Origin of the sequence: Pseudomonas sp. IT-P176 (assembly GCF_949767245.1) — a bacterium.
In the GTDB taxonomy this organism is placed as follows: Bacteria; Pseudomonadota; Gammaproteobacteria; order Pseudomonadales; family Pseudomonadaceae; genus Aquipseudomonas.
This window is the reverse complement of record NZ_CATKPN010000067.1, coordinates 1-17908: the sequence shown is the minus strand read 5'-3', so window position 1 is coordinate 17908 and position 17908 is coordinate 1. Positions and strand designations below refer to the sequence as shown.

14 protein-coding genes are annotated in these 17908 nt (G+C 63.5%); 8 read left to right on the top strand and 6 right to left on the bottom strand.

Translation table 11 applies throughout. The annotated features are described in order from the left end of the window. Window positions 1–321: 321 nt before the first annotated feature. The 6 genes from ACM6IP_RS19130 to ACM6IP_RS19105 form a co-directional block, all read right to left on the bottom strand. Window positions 322–1413, bottom strand: a complete 1092-nt coding sequence (locus ACM6IP_RS19130) for an LLM class flavin-dependent oxidoreductase (RefSeq protein ID WP_095169918.1) — start codon at window positions 1411–1413, stop codon at window positions 322–324. A gap of 20 nt (window positions 1414–1433) precedes the next feature. Continuing rightward, entirely contained in the window at window positions 1434–4016 is a 2583-nt protein-coding gene (locus tag ACM6IP_RS19125; protein ID WP_414862101.1) for a TonB-dependent receptor, read from the bottom strand. Between the two features lie 119 nt (window positions 4017–4135). Next, window positions 4136–5719, bottom strand: a complete 1584-nt coding sequence (locus tag ACM6IP_RS19120; RefSeq protein WP_414862100.1) for an ABC transporter substrate-binding protein — start codon at window positions 5717–5719, stop codon at window positions 4136–4138. Window positions 5720–5723: 4 nt separating this feature from the next. Continuing rightward, window positions 5724–6932 (bottom strand): LLM class flavin-dependent oxidoreductase, encoded by a 1209-nt coding sequence (locus tag ACM6IP_RS19115; RefSeq protein ID WP_414862099.1) that lies wholly within the window; start codon window positions 6930–6932, stop codon window positions 5724–5726. Window positions 6933–6947: 15 nt separating this feature from the next. Further along, window positions 6948–8171, bottom strand: a complete 1224-nt coding sequence (locus ACM6IP_RS19110) for a lipase family protein (protein WP_320334324.1) — start codon at window positions 8169–8171, stop codon at window positions 6948–6950. Between the two features lie 21 nt (window positions 8172–8192). Continuing rightward, a complete protein-coding gene (locus ACM6IP_RS19105) occupies window positions 8193–9266 on the bottom strand; it encodes an ABC transporter substrate-binding protein (RefSeq protein ID WP_095169923.1) in 1074 nt (357 codons plus the stop codon). A gap of 332 nt (window positions 9267–9598) precedes the next feature. On the opposite strand from ACM6IP_RS19105, the gene ACM6IP_RS19100 reads away from it, so the two are divergent. The 8 genes from ACM6IP_RS19100 to ACM6IP_RS19065 all read left to right on the top strand — a co-directional run bounded on the left by ACM6IP_RS19100 (window position 9599) and on the right by ACM6IP_RS19065 (window position 17781). After that, the gene (locus ACM6IP_RS19100; RefSeq protein WP_401126992.1) at window positions 9599–10672 is read left to right on the top strand and encodes a sigma-54 interaction domain-containing protein; all 1074 of its coding nucleotides are present in this window, start codon (window positions 9599–9601) and stop codon (window positions 10670–10672) included. Window positions 10673–10812: 140 nt separating this feature from the next. Further along, window positions 10813–11403 (top strand): peroxidase-related enzyme, encoded by a 591-nt coding sequence (locus ACM6IP_RS19095; protein WP_414862098.1) that lies wholly within the window; start codon window positions 10813–10815, stop codon window positions 11401–11403. A 236-nt stretch (window positions 11404–11639) separates the two neighbouring features. After that, window positions 11640–12416 carry an ABC transporter ATP-binding protein gene (locus ACM6IP_RS19090; RefSeq protein ID WP_159995314.1) on the top strand — a complete coding sequence of 259 codons (777 nt, stop codon included), beginning with the start codon at window positions 11640–11642 and terminating at the stop codon, window positions 12414–12416. Further along, a complete protein-coding gene (locus ACM6IP_RS19085) occupies window positions 12413–13135 on the top strand; it encodes an ABC transporter ATP-binding protein (protein WP_095169928.1) in 723 nt (240 codons plus the stop codon). The genes ACM6IP_RS19090 and ACM6IP_RS19085 overlap by 4 nt, the downstream gene beginning before the upstream one ends. Before the next feature lie 108 nt (window positions 13136–13243). Beyond that, a complete protein-coding gene (locus tag ACM6IP_RS19080; protein WP_095169929.1) occupies window positions 13244–14458 on the top strand; it encodes an ABC transporter substrate-binding protein in 1215 nt (404 codons plus the stop codon). Between the two features lie 73 nt (window positions 14459–14531). Further along, window positions 14532–15419: a branched-chain amino acid ABC transporter permease gene (locus ACM6IP_RS19075; protein ID WP_095169930.1), complete on the top strand. Its 888-nt coding sequence runs from the start codon at window positions 14532–14534 to the stop codon at window positions 15417–15419. Between the two features lie 2 nt (window positions 15420–15421). After that, window positions 15422–16426, top strand: a complete 1005-nt coding sequence (locus tag ACM6IP_RS19070; RefSeq protein ID WP_095169931.1) for a branched-chain amino acid ABC transporter permease — start codon at window positions 15422–15424, stop codon at window positions 16424–16426. An 86-nt stretch (window positions 16427–16512) separates the two neighbouring features. Continuing rightward, window positions 16513–17781, top strand: a complete 1269-nt coding sequence (locus ACM6IP_RS19065; protein WP_159995320.1) for an OprD family porin — start codon at window positions 16513–16515, stop codon at window positions 17779–17781. Window positions 17782–17908: the final 127 nt, after the last annotated feature.

Below are 17908 nucleotides of genomic sequence, written 5' to 3'. Positions count from 1 at the left end.
GGCGCCCTCAGGCTTTTCGCGAGCAGGTTCTGTGGGTGCATGCGGGATCTGCAAGCACTGCAAATTACTGTGGGAGCGGGCTTGCCCGCGATGGTCGTCAACGATGACGCGCCCAGCCTGATGCCCAGCGGCGCCCTCAGGCTTTTCGCGAGCAGGGCTCGCTCCTACAGGTTCTGTGGGTGCATGCGGGATCTGCAAGCACTGCAAATTACTGTGGGAGCGGGCTTGCCCGCGATGGTCGTCAACGATGACGCGTACAGTCTGACACCCAGCAGCGCCCTCAGGCTTTTCGCGAGCAGGGCTGCTACGGGGGGGCTTGGGTTATGCGCTGTTCGCTGCTGGATTGCGGCGGGCGGCAGCTTCGCGGACGGCGGGGATGATCCAGCGGCCGTAGTCGACGGTGTCGTAGAGCGGGTCGTAGCCGCGGTTGAGGAAGGTGGTGACGCCCAGGTCGACGTAGTCGAGCAGGGCCTGGGCCACGGTTTCCGGGGTGCCGACCAGGGCGGTGGTGTCGCCGTAGGCGCCGACGGCGGTGGCGGTGGGCATCCACAGGGCGCGGTCGTGGCGGTCGCCCAGGGCGGCGGCGGCCAGCAGGCGTTCGGAGCCGGTGCCCTTGAGGCGCTTTTGCCAGGGGCTGCCGGCGGCGAACTGTGGGTTGGCCTTGATCTGCGCCAGGATCTGCTCGGCCCGTTGCCAGGCCAGCGCTTCGGTGGCGCCGAGAATCAGGCGCACCGACAGGCTCACCCGCGGCGCCGTCACACCTGCCACCCGGGCCGCGGCCTTCAATTTGGCAATCTGCTCGGCCACGCCACTCAGCGGCTCACCCCACAAGGCGTACAAGTCCGCATGCTTGACCGCGATCTGGTAGGCGATATCGGAAGAGCCGCCAAAGGAGATCGGAATGTGTGGCTGTTGCAGCGGTTTGACCGGCGAGAACGCACCCTGGATGTTGAAGTACTCGCCAACGAAGTCGAAGGGTTCGTCCGAGGTCCAGGTGCGTCGGACAATCTCCAGGTATTCATCGGTGCGCCGGTAGCGCGCGGTCTTGTCCAGCAGGGTGTCGCCTTCCTGGGGCTCGGCGGTGATGCCGGTGATCGCGTGCAGGCGGATGCGCCCGCCACCGGTGGTGTGGTCGAGGGTGGCAAACGCGCGCGCCGCCACCGTGGGGGCGCTCAGGGCGGGGCGGTGGGCGATCATGAACCCCAGGCGCTCAGTGTGGGCGGCAGCGTAGGCGGCGATCTGCAGGCTGTCGGCGCTGCCGGGTCCGCTGGCGATCAGTACCCGGTCAAACCCCGCGTGTTCGTGGGCGCGGGCGTGATGGCGGATGAATTCCAGGTCGAAATCGGCACTGCGCACGCCGCGGGTCTCGGACCACTGGCGGGGGAAAATCATGCCGACAAATTCAATGGACATAGGGTTACTCCAAGGTGAGGTCAGAACTGGTAGTCGACCTGGGCCAGTAGGGTGCGGCCAGGCATCGGTTGCAGGAAGGTGTTGGTGGAGCCGGCCAGGCCACTGACGAAATTCAACTCGTCGGTGAGGTTGAGCACCCGTAGCGTGGTGCTCCATTGCGGCTGGCGGTAATACACCGCGAGGTCGAGGTTGTATTCGTCGGGGATCTTTACGGTCTTGCTCAGGTTCAGGTACCAACTGCTGGTCCACCAGCCGGACAGTTCGGCGCCGAAGCCGGAATCGAAGCGGTAGTCGAGATAGCCGCTGGCGGTGTACTCGGGAATCTGCACCGCATCGAAACGCCCGGACGGCCGCTGGTTGAGGCTGTTGTTGTCGCCGAACACGGTGCCGTTGTCGGCCACGAAACCGGCCGAGGCGAAGCCGGTCTGGGTGGTGAACTCGTTGTAGGCGGTGAGCTTGGTCAGGTTCAAGGCGCTGCGCAGGTGATCGTCCGGCTGGTAGCGCAAGGTCGACTCGACGCCCTTGATCACCAGTCGCGCGATGTTGTTGTTGCTGTCGGGGGACTGGTCACGTTCCTGCTTGAAGGCCGCCAGGGTCATGAACAGTTGGTCGGGCACGGCCTCGACTTTCAGCCCCACTTCATGCAGCACGCTGAGGCTTTCGAACGCCAGCGGATTGAGCTGGTTGGCCCCGGTGCCACTGCCCCAGCCCAGGCCGTTGGAGAAGAACCCGGTGTTGACTGCCAGCGAGCGGTCGAAGGTGTAGTACAGGGTGCTGTTTTCAGTGGGCTTGACGTAGGGGCTGACCTGGAACGAGAACAGCCGGTAGTTGTCGCTGTCCTTGCGCGAGTTGCCGCCGGCGAGGACGAAGGGGTTGTCGATCTCGGCGTCGATCCAGCTACGGCTGGCACCGATGTTCAAGCCCACGCGGTCGCCCAAGCGCAGGTTGTGCTGGCTGAACAGGGTCTGGGTGGTCCAGGTGCTTTCGGCGGTGTAGGGCGCCACCGATTCTGCGTACAGGCCATGCCCGGCCGGGTACATCGGCGGCAGGTTGAGCCAGCCGTAGTAGTTGGAGAACTGCGCTACCCCCGGCTGGCCGATCCACGCGGCGTTGCCGCCGGCGGGGTTGCGGTTGTCCAGGCCGAGCAGGTCGCCGGGGTTTTTCCCGGAGGGGTCCTGGGTCAGGTCGTAGGCGTTGATGGTCGAGCCGAAGCTGTTGTTGGCGGCGATCGACTGGTTGAACTCGCGGCGGTAGATCAGCCCGCTGTTGCTCTCGTCGCTGAGGGTCCAGCCACCGAGGCTGAGCTCGTTGCGCGAGCGTAACTCGAAGCGGTTGTCGAACAGGTTGTCCTTGGATTGCACCTGGAACGCGCCGACGGCATCGGTATTGTCCCGCGAGCGCTGATAGAAGCTGCTGTTGGCCAGGGTCACGGTCGGCGACAGGTCGGCCTCGACATGCAACTGGGTGGTGAAGCGTCGCGAGCTGCTTTGGTCTTCTTCGCGTTGACCGGTCTGCGACGACAGCGACTGGCGACCGTTGCCCGCCAGGTTCGGGTCATAGACCCAGCCGCGCAGGCTGCCGGGGTTGGCCTGGGTGTTGGGCGAGGCGGCCTGGAAGCTGCCGTCGACCACGTTGTACTGCCCTTGGGCGTTACGCTGGCGCTTGACCCAGCCGAGGGTCGGCGCATCGGCCGCGCCGGACGCCAGCACCGGCGACCACAGGTTGCTGCCGTTCTGGATGATCGGCGTCGCCCGGCCGGCAGAGTACTTGCCGTGGTCCACCAGGGCCTGGTTGGCGCGGTTCCAGCCGTGGGTGATGTTGTAGTCGTAGTAGTCGTCGTAGCTGGCGTTCCAGTCCACCCGCACGTTGTCGTTGCGCCAGGCGAGGGCGCCATAGAAGGCGTCGAAATTGTTGTCGACGTTGTCGTAGAAATCTTCCTGGCGCTGTTTGGTGATACTCAGCCGGTAGGCCAGGTTGTCGGCGAGGGGGCCGGTGTTGTCGACGCTGAACTTGCTTGAGTCGCGGGACTCGCCGTCCGGCACCCAACTGCCCAGTTCACCACTGAGGCGGGTCTTGAATTCGTTGAAGTTGGGTTTTTTGCTCAGGTAGTTGACGTAGCCCCCGCTGCCGGACACCGAGCCGTAGGTCACCGAGGAGGGCCCGGCAACGATGTCGGCACCTTCGTAGGCGTTGAAGTTGGCTGGGTGGCGCACGCCGTAGGCGCGCTGGCCGTCCTGGAAAACCTCGGAGCCCTGGGCCCGGAACTGCGGGGCGATCCCGGCGTTCTGCCCGCCACCGCGGGTGATGCCCGGGGCGTACTTGACCAGGTCGTCGGCGCTGCGGATCGGGTCGTTGGCCAGTTGCTCGGGGTTGATCTGGGTGACCGAGCGCGGGGTGTCGATGATTTTGGTTTCGGTGCCACCGTACACCGAGGTCGACGGCCGGGTGGGCAGGGCATCGTCCTCGGGGTCACTGGCGCTGGCCTGCACGGTGACGGTTTGCAACTGGGTGTCGGCGGCGAAGGCGGGCATCGACAGGGTCGACAGCACCGCGATGGCCAGGGCAGAGCGTTTTACCGGCAAACGAAAGGCGATAGAGGGCATGGCGAATGAGCCTGATTGAAATCCAAAGGGGGTGGTAGGAGCAAAGCTTGCTCGCGATAGCGACCTTGAGTACGCCATCGCGGGCAAGCCCCGCTCCCACAAGGCTTGTGCGGGGGGCGTCAAGCGGTGTCGTTCAACCACAGCCGTTCAAAGCGCCAGGTGCTGAACAGAGACTCTTCCGGCGTGGCGCCACCGACCCGGGTCGAGACGCTGTCGAGCAGGTCGGCATAACCCCAGATCAGCATGCCGCCACGCTCGTACTGGATCTGCTGGACCTGGTGCACCAGGACCTTGCGCTTCTCCAGGTCGGGCTGGGCCATGGCCTGCAGGAACAGCGCGCTGAACTGCGGGTCGTTGAAGTGGGTCTTGTTCGCCACGGCAAAGGGCGCGTCAGTGTGGATCGCGCTGGCCAGGAACGGCGCGCCGATGCTGCCGCCGGTGCTCAGGGTCCAGTCGCTGCGCTGGGGCCCCTGGAAGGTGGCCAGGTCGACCTGCCGGACCTTCAAGGTGACGCCTATGCGCTTGGCCTGTTCGGCCAGCACCAGTGCCGAGGTCAGCCCCGGTCCCGGGGTGGTCACCAGTTCCAGTTCCAGGTGTTCATGGCCGGCTTCCTTGAGCAATTGCGCCGCGCGTTGCGGGTCGTAGGGGCGCGGGCCGAGGCTGTGGTTGAAGGTCGGATCGCTCGGCGCGTACAGGTCGTTGGCCACCCGGCCCTGTCCGTTGAGGGCGCGGCGCACCAGTTCTTCGCGATCGGCCAGCAGGCGAAACGCCTCGCGCACCCTGGGGTCGTTGAACGGCGGCTTGTCGAGGTTCATGTCGAACGACAACCAGTTGCCGGTCACCGATTTCAGCACCCTGAGTCGCGGGTCGCGCTGCAGCACTTGCAACTGTTCGGTGGGCATCACGTTGGCCATGTCGATCTGCCCGGAACGCAGGGCCGCCAGGCGTGAGACCTGGTCCTTGAAGTCGATGATCTCCAGTTCGTCGGCGTAGGGCTTGCCCTCCTTGTAGTAGTTTTCGAAGCGGGTGAACAACGAGCGCTGGCCGGGGGTGAAGCTTTTCAGTTTGTAGGGGCCGGCGCCCACCGGGTTGCTGACCGGGTGATAGTCCACGGGCACGATGCCGCCGAAGTTGACCCAGGTTTCGGCTAACGGCATGTAGCTGCGGCCTTCACGAAAGTTCAGGCGCACGGTGCGCTGGTCGAGCTTGACCAGGTTGTCGCGGTCGACCCAGTGCAGCAGCGCGGCGTAGGGCGACGCCAGCTGCGGATCGGTGAGGCGGCGGATGGAGAAGATCAGGTCGTCGGCATCGATGGTCTTGCCGTGGTGGAACTCCAGGCCCGGGCGCAGGCGCAGGGTCCAGCTGCTGGCGTCGGCATTCGGTTCGGCGAACTCGGCCAGGGCCAGGCGTGGCTGCATCTGTTCGTCCCACTCCCACAACTTGCTGTACAGGGCAAAGCCGCGAACGATGCCGCTGCCGATGGGTTTATGGGCGTCGAGATTGCCGCTCTGGTTGCCGTCGAGAATGCCCAGGCGCAGGCGACCGCCATAGCGCGGTTGGTCACTGGCGGTGGTTGTGGCGGCGGGTTGACTGTCCGGGCCGCAGCCGCTCAGCAGGCCACCGCCCAGCAGCAGACCGCCGCCGAGCAGGGCGCTGTGGCCGAGAAAGTCGCGGCGGCTGAGCCATGCATGATCGTTGTCCATGGCCTCAGGCTCCCGCCGGGCCGTTGGCCGAGCGCAGTTGCAGCAGTGGTTCGGGCGTGCGGCTCAGGGCGGCGCGTTCGTTGCGAAAGTGCGGCAGGATGTGCTCGCCCAGGCGATAGGCTTCTTCCAGGTGCGGGTAGCCGGCGAGGAAGAACAGGTCGATGCCCAGCGCGTGGTACTCGCGGATCCGCGCCACCACGTTTTCGTAGCTGCCGACCAGCGCGCAGCCCGGCGGGATGCCGATGTAGCCAAAGCCGGTCCAGACGTTGGGGTGAATGAAGAAGTCCTCGAAGTCCTGGGTCTGGGCTTTCTCTGCGAAGTCACTTTCATAGCTCAGCTTGCGCGCGGTGCGCAGCCCGGCATGGGCGGCCACGGCCTTGACCGCACCCTTGGCCAGGCCTTCGTCGAAGAAGCGCTTGGCCTCGGTGCGCGCCAGTTCCTCGGTCTCGCGGGTGATCACGTCGATCGACAGGCCGAAGCGAATGTCGCTGCGTCCGTACTGCAGTGCGCGCTGGCGAATGTCGGCGATCAGCGCGGCGATTTGATCCGGATGCTCGGCCCGCATCAGGTAGAAGTCCGCGTGTTTGGCGGCAAATTCGCGCGCGGCAATCGACGAGCCGGCGGTGCAGATCAGCGGCAGTTCGGCTTTCTTCAAAGGTCCGCGCAGGCCACCACCCTCGGCCTTGTAGAAGCGCCCGTCGTAGTGGAAGTTTTCGTTGTGCCAATAGCCCTTGACCACGTCCATGAACTCGATGGCCCGTGCATAACGCTCATCGTGATCGCTGAAGTCGCCGACCTGGCGCTGGATCGCATCCGAGCCGCCATTGATGATGTTCCACACCAGGCGATTGCCGGTGGCGCGCTGGTAGGTCGCGGCCTGCTGCACCGCGACCCAGGGCGTGTAGTGATAGGGCTGGAACGCGGTGACGAATTTCAACGTACGGGTCTCGCGGGCCAGCAGCGAGCAGACTGTCCATGGCTCTTCGCCGGACGGTGCGTTGACCATCAGTGCGCCGCCAAAGCCGTTGATCTCGGCGGCCTTGGCGATCTGCCCGAGGTAGTCGATGTAGGTGAAGTGATCACCGACGCTGAACGCCGACATGGCACCGGTGCTCGGACCGCCGCGATGCCAGTCGCCACGGTTGCGCGGGTCGCCGGGGAGGTATTGGGTTTCGCCATGCAGGGGCAGGCGGGTGAAGAATTCAATGCTCATGACGAAGGCTCCGGCTTACTGCACGCTGGGGTTGCAGATCGGGGTGACAGGCTGGTCGTTGATCACCTTGTGGGCGAAGGGCACCGAGTCCTTGAGCGACGCGTTGACTGTTTCGCTGTGGCCCAGGCCCTTGTACAGATGGCCCTCGACTACCGAGCCGGTCTTGCAGGCGTCTTGCATCAGTGCCACCTGGGTCGCGGCTGCCGGGGTCTTGTCCTCGGCGCCGGTGCCAATGAAGATCGGCTGGGCCAGTTTCAAGGTCGGGTAGGACACTTGCTTTTGCCAGGCGGCGAGTTGATCGCCCTGGTAGTCCTTCTTCGCATTGGCCGGGGTCAGGCCGACGCCGACCACGTCGCTGACCAGGGACGCCAGGCAACTGGTGCGCGCCTGTTCGAACAGCGGCAGGGCCTTGTCGGTGTAGAAGTCCTTGGGGTTGATGGTCGGGTCGTATTGCTGGGCCGCCAGCAGGGTGTAGAAGCCGTAGGCCAGGGACGCATCGACTTTGTTGAGGTCCTGCTCGCCGACGTTTTTCGCGCCGACGGTGTAGATCACCCCGGTACCGATGCTGCCCTTGACCCCCAGGTCCGGGGCGTAGGTCGGCGCATAGGCGGCCGAGGCAAAGGCCCCGGCGCCACCTTGGGATTGGCCGACGATCAATACCTTGTTGGCCAGCCCCGGCACGCCGGCGACCACCGCTTTGGCGGCGTCGAGGATGCCGTAGGCGGCCATGCGGTTGTTCAGCAGCGGATGCCCGCCGGGCACGCCGAGGCCCTGATAGTCGGTGGCGACAATCGCGTAGCCCTCATCCAGCCAGCGGCTCAGGTATTGCACATCGCGGTAGGAACGGCCCTGCCAGGACGGCGCGCAGACATCGGCGATGCCCACGGTGCCGTGGCCCCAACTGGCCACCGGCCAACCACCGGCCGGAGCCTTGCCCTTGGGTAGGAACAGGGTGCCGGAGACCACGATCGGGGTCTTGTTGTCGATGCCGTCGGTGGAGCTGTAGAGAATGCGCTGCGCGCTGGCGGCATTGGGCAGGCTCAGGGTTTTTTCCAGCGGCTCGCTGCGCAGCAACTTGCCGGGCGTGGCTGGGATCACTTCCTGCCAGGTGTAGAACGCCGAGACGCGGCCGTCGCCTTGCAGTGGATCGGGCTTGGGCGCATGGGTGCCAGCGGCGAGGGCGCTCATGGACAGCGCCAGGACGCTGAGGCCGAAGGTGAAGCGGTGGCTGAGTTTCATCGGGATGTCCTTATCGAAGGTTCAAGGATTACGGGTGACCTGGCCGCGCAGCGCTGGCCAGTAGTCGGTGAGTTGCAGGTCGATCAGCGCCTGGTTGGTGAAGCCGGTGGCCAGCGATGAGCTGATGTCGTAGTTGTCGCGAATCAGCTGGTTGGCCAGGGCGTAGGCGGTGAGGGCCTGGTAGTGGGCCTTGAGTTGCTGGTCACTTTTCGGCGCCCAGCGCTCTTTCCAGGCCACCGGATCGTCCTGGTCGTCGCGGCGCAACACACTTTCGGCAGTGCCGGCGCGGGACGAGAGCTGGTAGTAGGCGTCCTGGTTCTGGGTCTGGGAGATCCACCAGGCGGCCTTGACCCAGGCGGTGGCGAGCAGTTGGGTGAGGTCCGGGTGCTGCTGCACGAACAGTTCGGTGCCCCAGAGGTCGGAGATCAGCCGCCAGTCGTTGGCGCCTTGTTTGCTCGACCAGAGAATCCTGCCGACGCCCTTGTCTTCCAGGGCATAGGCTTCGCTGAGCAGGACCGCTGCATCCACTTTGCCGGCGGAGACCGCGGCCGCGCCGACTTGCGGGTTGAGGTTGGCGATCTTGAAGTCGTTGAGCTTGAGGTCCTGGCTGGCGAGGAAGTTGCTGAAGGCGAACTCCCACGGACGGCCACGATGCAGGGCCAGGCGCTTGCCCTTGAGGTCCTCGATGCTCTTGGCGGGCGAGTTGGCCGGCACCACCAGGTAGATGTTGTTGCCGCTGCCGCCGGGCACGATCAATTTGCCCGGCACGCCGCCCGCACCGGCGATCACCGAGGGCAGGTCACCGCGCACGGCGAAGTCGATGCTGTTGTTGCTGAAGCCTTCGTTGATCTGCGGGCCGGCGCCGGCGTGGGGCAGGGCGATCCACTCCAGCTTGATCCCGCGTTGGCTCAGTTGCTGCTCAAGCCAGCCGTCCTCGATGACTCGCCCGGCGATGCCACCGAACACCGGCTTGCCACCCTGGGTGAACGCGACGATGGCGATTTTCACCGAAGCCGGCGCCTGTTCGGCCAAGGCCGTGGCGGTGAGTAGTAATCCGGTCAAGGCGACCAGGCTGTTGCGCCATAAACGTTTCATTGAATTTCCCCCTGAATGACCGCGCCAGCAACAGCGCCTGGCGGTTGCTGACCGGATGTCTGGAGGGACAGAGCAGATAGCATGCCACTGTCGGATAAATGCTCTGCAGCCCTTGCTGGGCAAGGCTTTCGCGGTTTGGCGCAAGGTTCTGGCGCCGGCGTGTTGCTGATGCACCAACAGGTCGGTGCGTGCCTGTTGCTGCTCCAGCAGCAGGGTAGGAGCAATGCTGCGGTATATTCTTTTGTGGAATATATAAAGATTAATTAATAATTTTTTAGTCTAACTATCTTCGTGCACTATTGAACCCGCGCTTTTACTGCCAGGAATGCACCATGTCGCTGATCACTCATCCCCACGCACGCGAATTGACCAAGTCGGTGCGCGCCACCGTGCTGGTCTTCAAGGACCCGCGCTCCCAGGAGTTGCTCAGCCGCATCGAGCGCCTGGCGCCCAGTGAAGCCAACACCCTGATCATCGGCGAGACTGGCACCGGCAAGGAGTTGGTCGCCCGCCACATCCATAACCTCAGCCGCCGTGGCCGCGAACCGTTCGTGGCGGTGAACTGCGGTGCCTTTGCCGAAACCCTGGTGGAGAGCGAACTGTTCGGCCATGAAAAGGGCGCGTTCACCGGCGCCACCAGCAACAAGGCCGGCTGGTTCGAAGCGGCCAACGGCGGCACGCTGTTTCTCGACGAGATTGGTGACTTGCCGCTGAACATGCAGGTGAAATTGCTGCGGGTATTGCAGGAGCGCGAAGTGGTGCGCCTGGGCTCGCGCACACCGATACCGATCAATGTGCGCCTGGTGGCAGCGACCAACGTCAACCTCGCGGACGCGGTGGTGGCGGGGCACTTTCGCGAAGACCTGTTCTACCGGTTGCACGTGGCGACCATCCGCCTGCCACCGCTGCGCGAACGTCCCGGCGACATCCTGCCGCTGGCCGAGTTTTTCCTCGAGGAGCACTGCCAGCGCCTGGGCTACAACCGCGCGACCCTGAGTATCGAGGCCGAACGCAAGCTGCTGGATCACAGTTGGCCTGGCAACATCCGCGAGCTGGAAAACTCCATCCACCATGCCTTGCTGGTGTGCCGCAACCAGCGCGTGGCGCCGGCCGACCTGCACCTGGTGGACATGCGCTCTTCGGGCATTCGCCAGGAGCAGGCGAGCCATGCCCACTCTGCGCTCAGCGGCCCGGTGGACCTGGAGTCGGCCTTGCAGGCGCTGTTCGAGCAGAACATCCCTGATCTTTACGAGCACATCGAAGAGACCATCTTTCGCGCCGCTTACCGTTACTGCCACGGCAACCAGTTGCAGACCGGACGCCTGCTGAACATCAGCCGCAACATCGTGCGCGCGCGGCTGGAGAAGATCGGCGAACTGAACAAGCCGGTGACCCTGGAGGAGTAACCCTGCGCCGAAGAAAAAGCCGGTTGTGGCTGCGTTACCTTTACGTTAACGTAAATGTCGCGTAACACCCGGCTCGGGTTCTGATGTTCGTTGTGCGCCTGAGTCTTTCGCTCATCGTGGTCATCGATCAAGGACGTCCCATGTCTTCTGGCATCAGTCATTTCCCGGTTCCACATACCCTCGAGCAACTCCCTGTCGACCTGCGCGAGCGTATTCTCGCGGTGCAGGAGAAAGCCGGTTTTGTGCCAAACGTGTTCCTGATGCTGGCCCACCGGCCGGCGGAATTTCGCGCGTTTTTTGCCTACCACGATGCCCTGATGGATCGTGAGTCCGAGAGCCTCACGGCGGCGGAGAAGGAGATGATCGTGGTCGCCACCAGCGCGCGCCACGGTTGCCTGTATTGCGTGGTGGCCCATGGCGCGATCCTGCGCATCTACAGCAAGGACCCGCTGTTGGCCGATCAGTTGGCGATCAACCATCGCACCGCGCCGATTGGCGAGCGCCAGCGGCTGATGCTCGATTTTGCCTTTCACCTCGGCGCCGCTGGCGGCGCGCTCGACGATAGCTGGCGCGAGCGCCTGCAGGCAGTGGGCTTCAGTGACGAGGACATCTGGGACATCGGCGCGGTGACGGCCTTTTTCAGCCTTTCCAACCGCCTGGTGTCCTTGGCCGGAACGCCACCCAACCCGGAGTTCTACCTGATGGGCCGTGTGCCAAGAAGTGCGAAATGAACGTAGTACAAGGCCTTTATAAACGCGTTTATAGGGCCTCGATCAGCCCGCTGAGGCCCGCGCTTGAGCCTCTGGCCAGTACCTGTCGGAGCGCTGATACATTTGCTCACAAGTTGTTTCTGTAGTCCCTGTAGGACTTTTGTATATTCCATAACGTTTACGTAAGCGTAAACAAGCAGTAGAGTGTGCCAGCAGCGCCATAACCAATAAAAACAATCAAGGTTAGAGGGCTCCACATGTCACCAGAGTTTGTCTTGGAAACACGCGGCCTGACCAAGGAGTTTCGCGGTTTTACCGCCGTAGACTCAGTTGATCTGCGTGTGCAGAAGGGCCACATCCACGCCTTGATCGGTCCTAACGGGGCCGGTAAAACCACAGTGTTTAATCTGCTCACCAAGTTTCTCCCGCCGACCCGCGGTGAGATCCTCTACCTGGGCCAACCCATCACCCGCCTCAAGCCCAACGAGATTGCGCGCCTGGGCCTGGTGCGCTCGTTCCAGATCTCCGCAGTGTTCGGCCACATGAGTGTGGTGGAAAACGTGCGCGTGGCCCTGCAACGCAAGCGCGGCGACTCCTACCATTTCTGGAAAGCCGAAAGCAGCCTCGACTCCCTCAATGAACGGGCCATGCAAATGCTCGACGAGGTGGGCCTGCTCGACTACGCCCACACCCAGACCATCGAACTGCCTTATGGCCGTAAACGCGCGCTGGAACTGGCCACCACCCTGGCGCTGGACCCCAGTGTGCTGTTGCTCGACGAACCGACCCAGGGCATGGGGCACGAGGATGTGAACATGGTGATTGAGCTGGTGCGGCGCGCAGCGGTGGGGCGTACGGTGTTGATGGTCGAGCACAACCTGAGCGTGGTCAGTGAGCTGTCCGACCGCATTACCGTGCTGGCCCGTGGCGCGATTCTGGCCGAGGGCGACTACGCCAGTGTCTCCGCCAACCCGCAGGTGCGCGAGGCGTACCTGGGCAGCGAGGCGGTGGCGGTTGAAGGGGCGCAAGCATGAACGCGCTGCACAGTCCTGAGTTCGAACAACTGCGGGTCAATGACCTGCATGCTTTCTACGGCGAGTCGCACATCCTGCATGGCATCGACCTGCAAGTGCGCCGTGGCGAGTTGGTCACGCTGCTGGGGCGCAACGGCTCCGGCCGCTCGACCACGCTGCGGGCGATCATGAACATGGTCGGGCGCCGTACCGGTTCCATCGTGGTCAACGGCACCGAAACCATCGGCCTGTCGGCCCACTTGATCCCGCGCCTGGGTGTCGGTTTCTGCCCGGAGGAACGGGGCATTTTCGCCAGTCTCAATGTCGAGGAAAACCTGCTGTTGCCGCCGAACGTGCGCAGCGACGGCATGAGCCTCGATGAAATCTACGAGATGTTCCCCAACCTCTATGAGCGCCGTTTCAGCCAGGGCACGCGCCTGTCTGGCGGCGAGCAGCAGATGCTGGCCATGGCGCGGATCCTGCGCACCGGCGCCAACCTGTTGCTGTTGGACGAGATCACCGAAGGCCTGGCCCCGGTGATCGTGCAGAAACTCGCCGAGGTGTTGATCAAGCTCAAGAACAAGGGCCTGACCATCGTCCTGGTGGAACAGAATTTCCGTTTTGCTGCGCCGTTGGCTGACCGCCATTACTTGATGGAGCACGGTCAGATCATCGAGCAGATCAGTGCCGCTGAACTGGACGCCAAGCAGGAACTGCTGCACCGCTGCCTGGGCGTCTGAACCCGTTTTACCCCGCGCATCACGCAGGTCGCCGAGTCTCACGGCTCGACGGCACGGGGCCGCTTTGCCTGGAACAATAAAAATAACTTCGGACAGTGGGTGAACTACATGAAGGTTTTTCAGCACACAGCAAGCGCCATCCTGGTTTCCAGCCTGATCGCCGGTGCGGCGCAGGCGCAGATCAGTGACGACGAAATTCGCATCGGTTACCTGGCGGACATGTCGGGCACCTATCGTGACCTGTCCGGCCCCGGTGGCCTGGAAGCCCTGAACATGGCCATCGAGGATTTCGGTGGGCAGGTCAACGGCAAGAAGATCGTGGTGTTCAGCGCCGATGACCTGAACAAGCCGGACGTCGGCGCCAACACCGTGCGCCAGTGGGTCGATGAGCGCAACGTCGACATGGTCACCGGCATGGTGGCGTCCTCGGTGGTGCTGGCTGCCAGCAAGGTGGTCGAGCAGTCCGGCAAGCTGGCGCTGATTTCCGGTGCAGCGGCTTCGAGCCTGACCAATGAATATTGCTCGCCCAACCACATCCACTGGACCTATGACTCCTACGCGCTGGCCAACGGTACGGCCAAGTCGGTGCTGGCCGAAGGTGGCAAGAAGTGGTTCATCCTCACCGCCGACTATGCCTTCGGCCATGCGATGGAAGCGGACATCACCAAGGTGGTCGAAGCCGATGGCGGCCAGGTGGTCGGCAAGGTCCGCCACCCGTTCCCAAGCAGCGATTTTTCCTCCTACATTCTCCAGGCCCAGGGCTCCGGTGCGGACGTGATCGCCTTCGCCAACGCCGGCTCCGATACCGTCAACTCGCTGATGACCGCCAGCCAATTCGGCGTCGCGCAGTCTGGGCAGAAGCTGGCCGGCATGGTGGTGTTTCTCAACGATATCCATGCCATGGGCCTGGATGTCACCAAGGGCCTGATGCTGACCACCGGCTGGTACTGGGACATGAACGACGATAGCCGTGCCTGGGCGCAGCGCTACCACAAACGCTTCGGCAAAATGCCGGGCATGGTACCGGCGGGCATCTATTCGGCCACCACCAACTACCTCAATGCGATCAAGGCCACCGGCACCGACGAAGCCCAGGCTGTACGCAAGCAAATGATGGCGACGCCGGTCAACGACATGTTCGCCAAGAACGGCAAGGTCCGCGCCGATGGCCGCATGGTCCACGACATGTACCTGGCCCAGGTCAAGACCCCGGCCGAGTCCAAGGGCGAGTGGGACTTGTACAAGATCGTGCGCACCATTCCTGGCGATGAGGCCTATCGCCCGGAATCCGAAAGCAAGTGCAAGCTGCTGACCAAAGGCTGACCGCGGCGCTGCACACGCTTGTTGCCCGGCTGCTGGCAGCCGGGTGTCACGGATTTCCTGCGAGTGGTGAATCATGACTTTGATTTTTGGTATCCCCCTGAGCGTCATGTCCGGGCAGTTGCTCCTGGGGCTGATCAACGGTGCGTTCTACGCCTTGCTCAGCCTTGGCCTGGCGATCATTTTTGGCCTGCTGCGCATCATCAACTTCGCCCACGGCGCGCAGTACATGCTCGGCGCCTTCGCCGCGGTGATGGGGCTCAACTACCTGGGCGTCAACTACTGGATGGCGCTGGTACTGGCGCCGTTGCTGGTGGGGGTGGTCGGGGTGCTAATCGAGCGCTTCCTGCTGCGGCGCATCGCCGGTGAAGATCACCTCTACGGCTTGCTGCTGACCTTCGGCCTGGCGCTGATCCTGGAAGGTTCTTTCGTCAAGCTGTTCGGGGTGTCCGGTTCGTCCTACCCGATGCCGGAGCAACTCAAGGGCGGCTACAACCTGGGCTTCATGTTCCTGCCGACTTACCGCGCGTGGGTGATTGTCGCGGCGCTGGCGGTGTGCCTGGTGACCTGGTTCATGATCGAGCGCACGCGGTTGGGTTCCTACCTGCGCGCCGGCACCGAGAACCCCAAGCTGATGCAGGCGTTCGGCATCAACGTGCCGCTGCTGATCACCCTGACCTATGGCTACGGTGCGGCCCTGGCGGCCTTCGCCGGAGTGCTGGCGGCGCCAATCTATTCGGTGACCCCGACCATGGGCGCCAACCTGTTGATCGTGGTGTTTGCGGTGGTGGTGATCGGGGGGATGGGCTCGATCATGGGCGCCATCGTCACCGGTTTGGCCATGGGCCTGATCGAAGGGCTGACCAAGGTGTTTTATCCAGAGGCGGCCAACACCGTGGTGTTCCTGGTGATGGTGCTGGTGCTGCTGGTACGTCCGGCAGGACTGTTCGGTAAGGAGGCGTGAAGATGACGAGTCTGCAGATCAAGACGGGCGCAACGCGCCTGCAACCCCAGGTGGTGCTGGAACGGCAGCAGGCGGCGACTCGCCGCAAGCGCTGGTTCTACCTGGCCCTGTTCGCTGTGGCACTGGTGGCGCCGATGGCGATCTACCCGGTGTTCCTGATGAAACTGCTGTGTTTTGCCCTGTTCGCCTGTGCCTTCAACCTGCTGCTGGGCTATGCCGGCCTGCTGTCGTTCGGGCATGCGGCGTTTCTCGCCACGGGTGGCTATGTCACCGGCTTTTTGCTCAGTCACTACAGTGGCCTGGGCACCGAGCTGGGGATTCTCGCCGGCACCCTGACCTCGGCGGTGCTGGGGCTGCTGTTCGGCTTGCTGGCGATCCGCCGACAGGGGATCTACTTCGCGATGATCACCCTGGCATTGGCCCAGTTGGTGTTCTTCATCTACGTCCAGGCGCCGTTCACCGGCGGCGAGAACGGCCTGCACGGGGTACCGCGCGGCCAGTTGTTCGGGCTGTTCGACCTGAACAACAACCTGACCCTGTACTACTTCGTGCTGGCGGTGTTCGTGTTCGGCTACGCGGTGATCCAGCGCACCATTCATTCGCCCTACGGCCAGGTGCTCAAGGCGATCCGCGAGAACGAGCCACGGGCGATTTCCCTGGGCTACAACGTCGATGCCCACAAGCTGCTGGCGTTCGTCATCTCGGCGGCGCTGACCGGCCTGGCTGGCTCGACCAAGACGGTGGTGTTCCAGCTGGCGTCATTGACTGATGCGCACTGGCACATGTCCGGCGAGGTGATCCTGATGACCCTGTTGGGCGGTGTCGGCACAGTACTCGGGCCGCTGGTGGGCGCCACTGTGGTGGTGACGCTGCAGAGCTATCTGTCCAACGGCCCGCTGGGGGAATGGGTGCACGTGATCCTGGGGCTGATTTTTGTCATCTGCGTGCTGCTGTTCCGGGTCGGCATTGTCGGCTGGGTACTCAAGCTCAGCCGCCGCAACTTCTAGTAGTAGCTGATTCGCCGCGATTGCTGTCTGGAGCCCGCGCAGGGTGCGCGGGTGCGCTTCACAACAACAATAAAAAAGAGAGCCTTATGTACGTCAAACGTTCTGTCCGTATCGTTCAGTTGTCTGGTATCGCTGGGGTCATTGGGGTGTGCGCGCCAGCGTCGGCGGCCTTTGTCGACGACAGCAAGGCCAGTGTGGAAACCCGCAACTTCTACATGAACCGGGATTTCCGCCAGTCCGGCGCTCCGCAAAGCAAGGGCGAGGAGTGGGCCCAGGGGTTTATCCTGCGCATGGAGTCGGGGTACACCGAAGGGCCGGTGGGCGTCGGGATCGATGCCCTTGGGCAGTTGGGGATCAAGCTCGATTCCAGCCCGGATCGTGCAGGGGTCACCGGGCTGCTGCCCCAGGGACCGGTGTCCAAGCGGGCCCCGGATGATTACAGCGAGCTGGGTCTGACCGGCAAAGTCAAGGTTTCGAAAACCACCCTCAAGCTGGGCACCCTGATGCCCAAGTTGCCGGTGCTGGTACCCAACGAATCGCGCTTGTTGCCCCAGACCTTCCAGGGCGGGCAGTTGAGCTCGCTGGACGTGGAGAACCTGTCATTCAACGGCGGCCGCCTGACCCAGGTCAGCCAGCGCAACTCCAGCAACCGCGAAGACATGACGCTGATGAAGGGGCCGCGGCGCAACATCATCACCGGTGCCAACCCCTTTACCGACCAGTTCGACTTCATCGGCGCCGACTACAAATGGAACAGCGCGCTGACCACCGGGTACCACTATGCGCACCTGGACGATTTGTACAAACAGCACTACCTGACGCTGACCCACACCTTGCCGGTGACGGAGGGGCAGTCGTTGAAGTCCGACCTGCGCTGGTCCAGCGCCACCGATGACGGCAACAGCAACGTCGACAACCGCATGCTGGGTGCCATGTTCACCTACTCGCTGGGGGCCCATGCGTTTGGCCTCTCCTATCAGGACATGAGCGGCGACACCGGCTTTGCCAACGTCAACGGTACTGACCCTTACCTGGTCAACCTGCTGCAGATCAACGACTTCGCCAACCAGGACGAACAGTCGTGGCAGGCGCGTTATGACTTCAACTTCGCCGGCCTCGGTATTCCCGGCCTGACCTTCATGACCCGTTACGTCAAGGGTGATGAAATCAACCTGGGCGCCGCCCCAGGGCAAGGCAAGGAGTGGGAGCGCAACACCGACATCGGTTATGTGATCCAGAGTGGCGCGCTGAAGAACGTCGGGCTCAAATGGCGTAACGCGACTTACCGGTCCAGCTTCGCCAGCGACATCGACGAGAACCGGTTGATCGTCAGCTATACCCTGGCGCTTTGGTAACAGAGGCTGGCGCCTGCAGGGCCTTGCGTATATTTGGCCCTGTAGGAGCAAAGCTTGCTCGCGTGTGGGGCTCTGGGGCTCTGGGCCTCTGGGATGTTGGATTAGACCGAGTACATATCCATTCTTG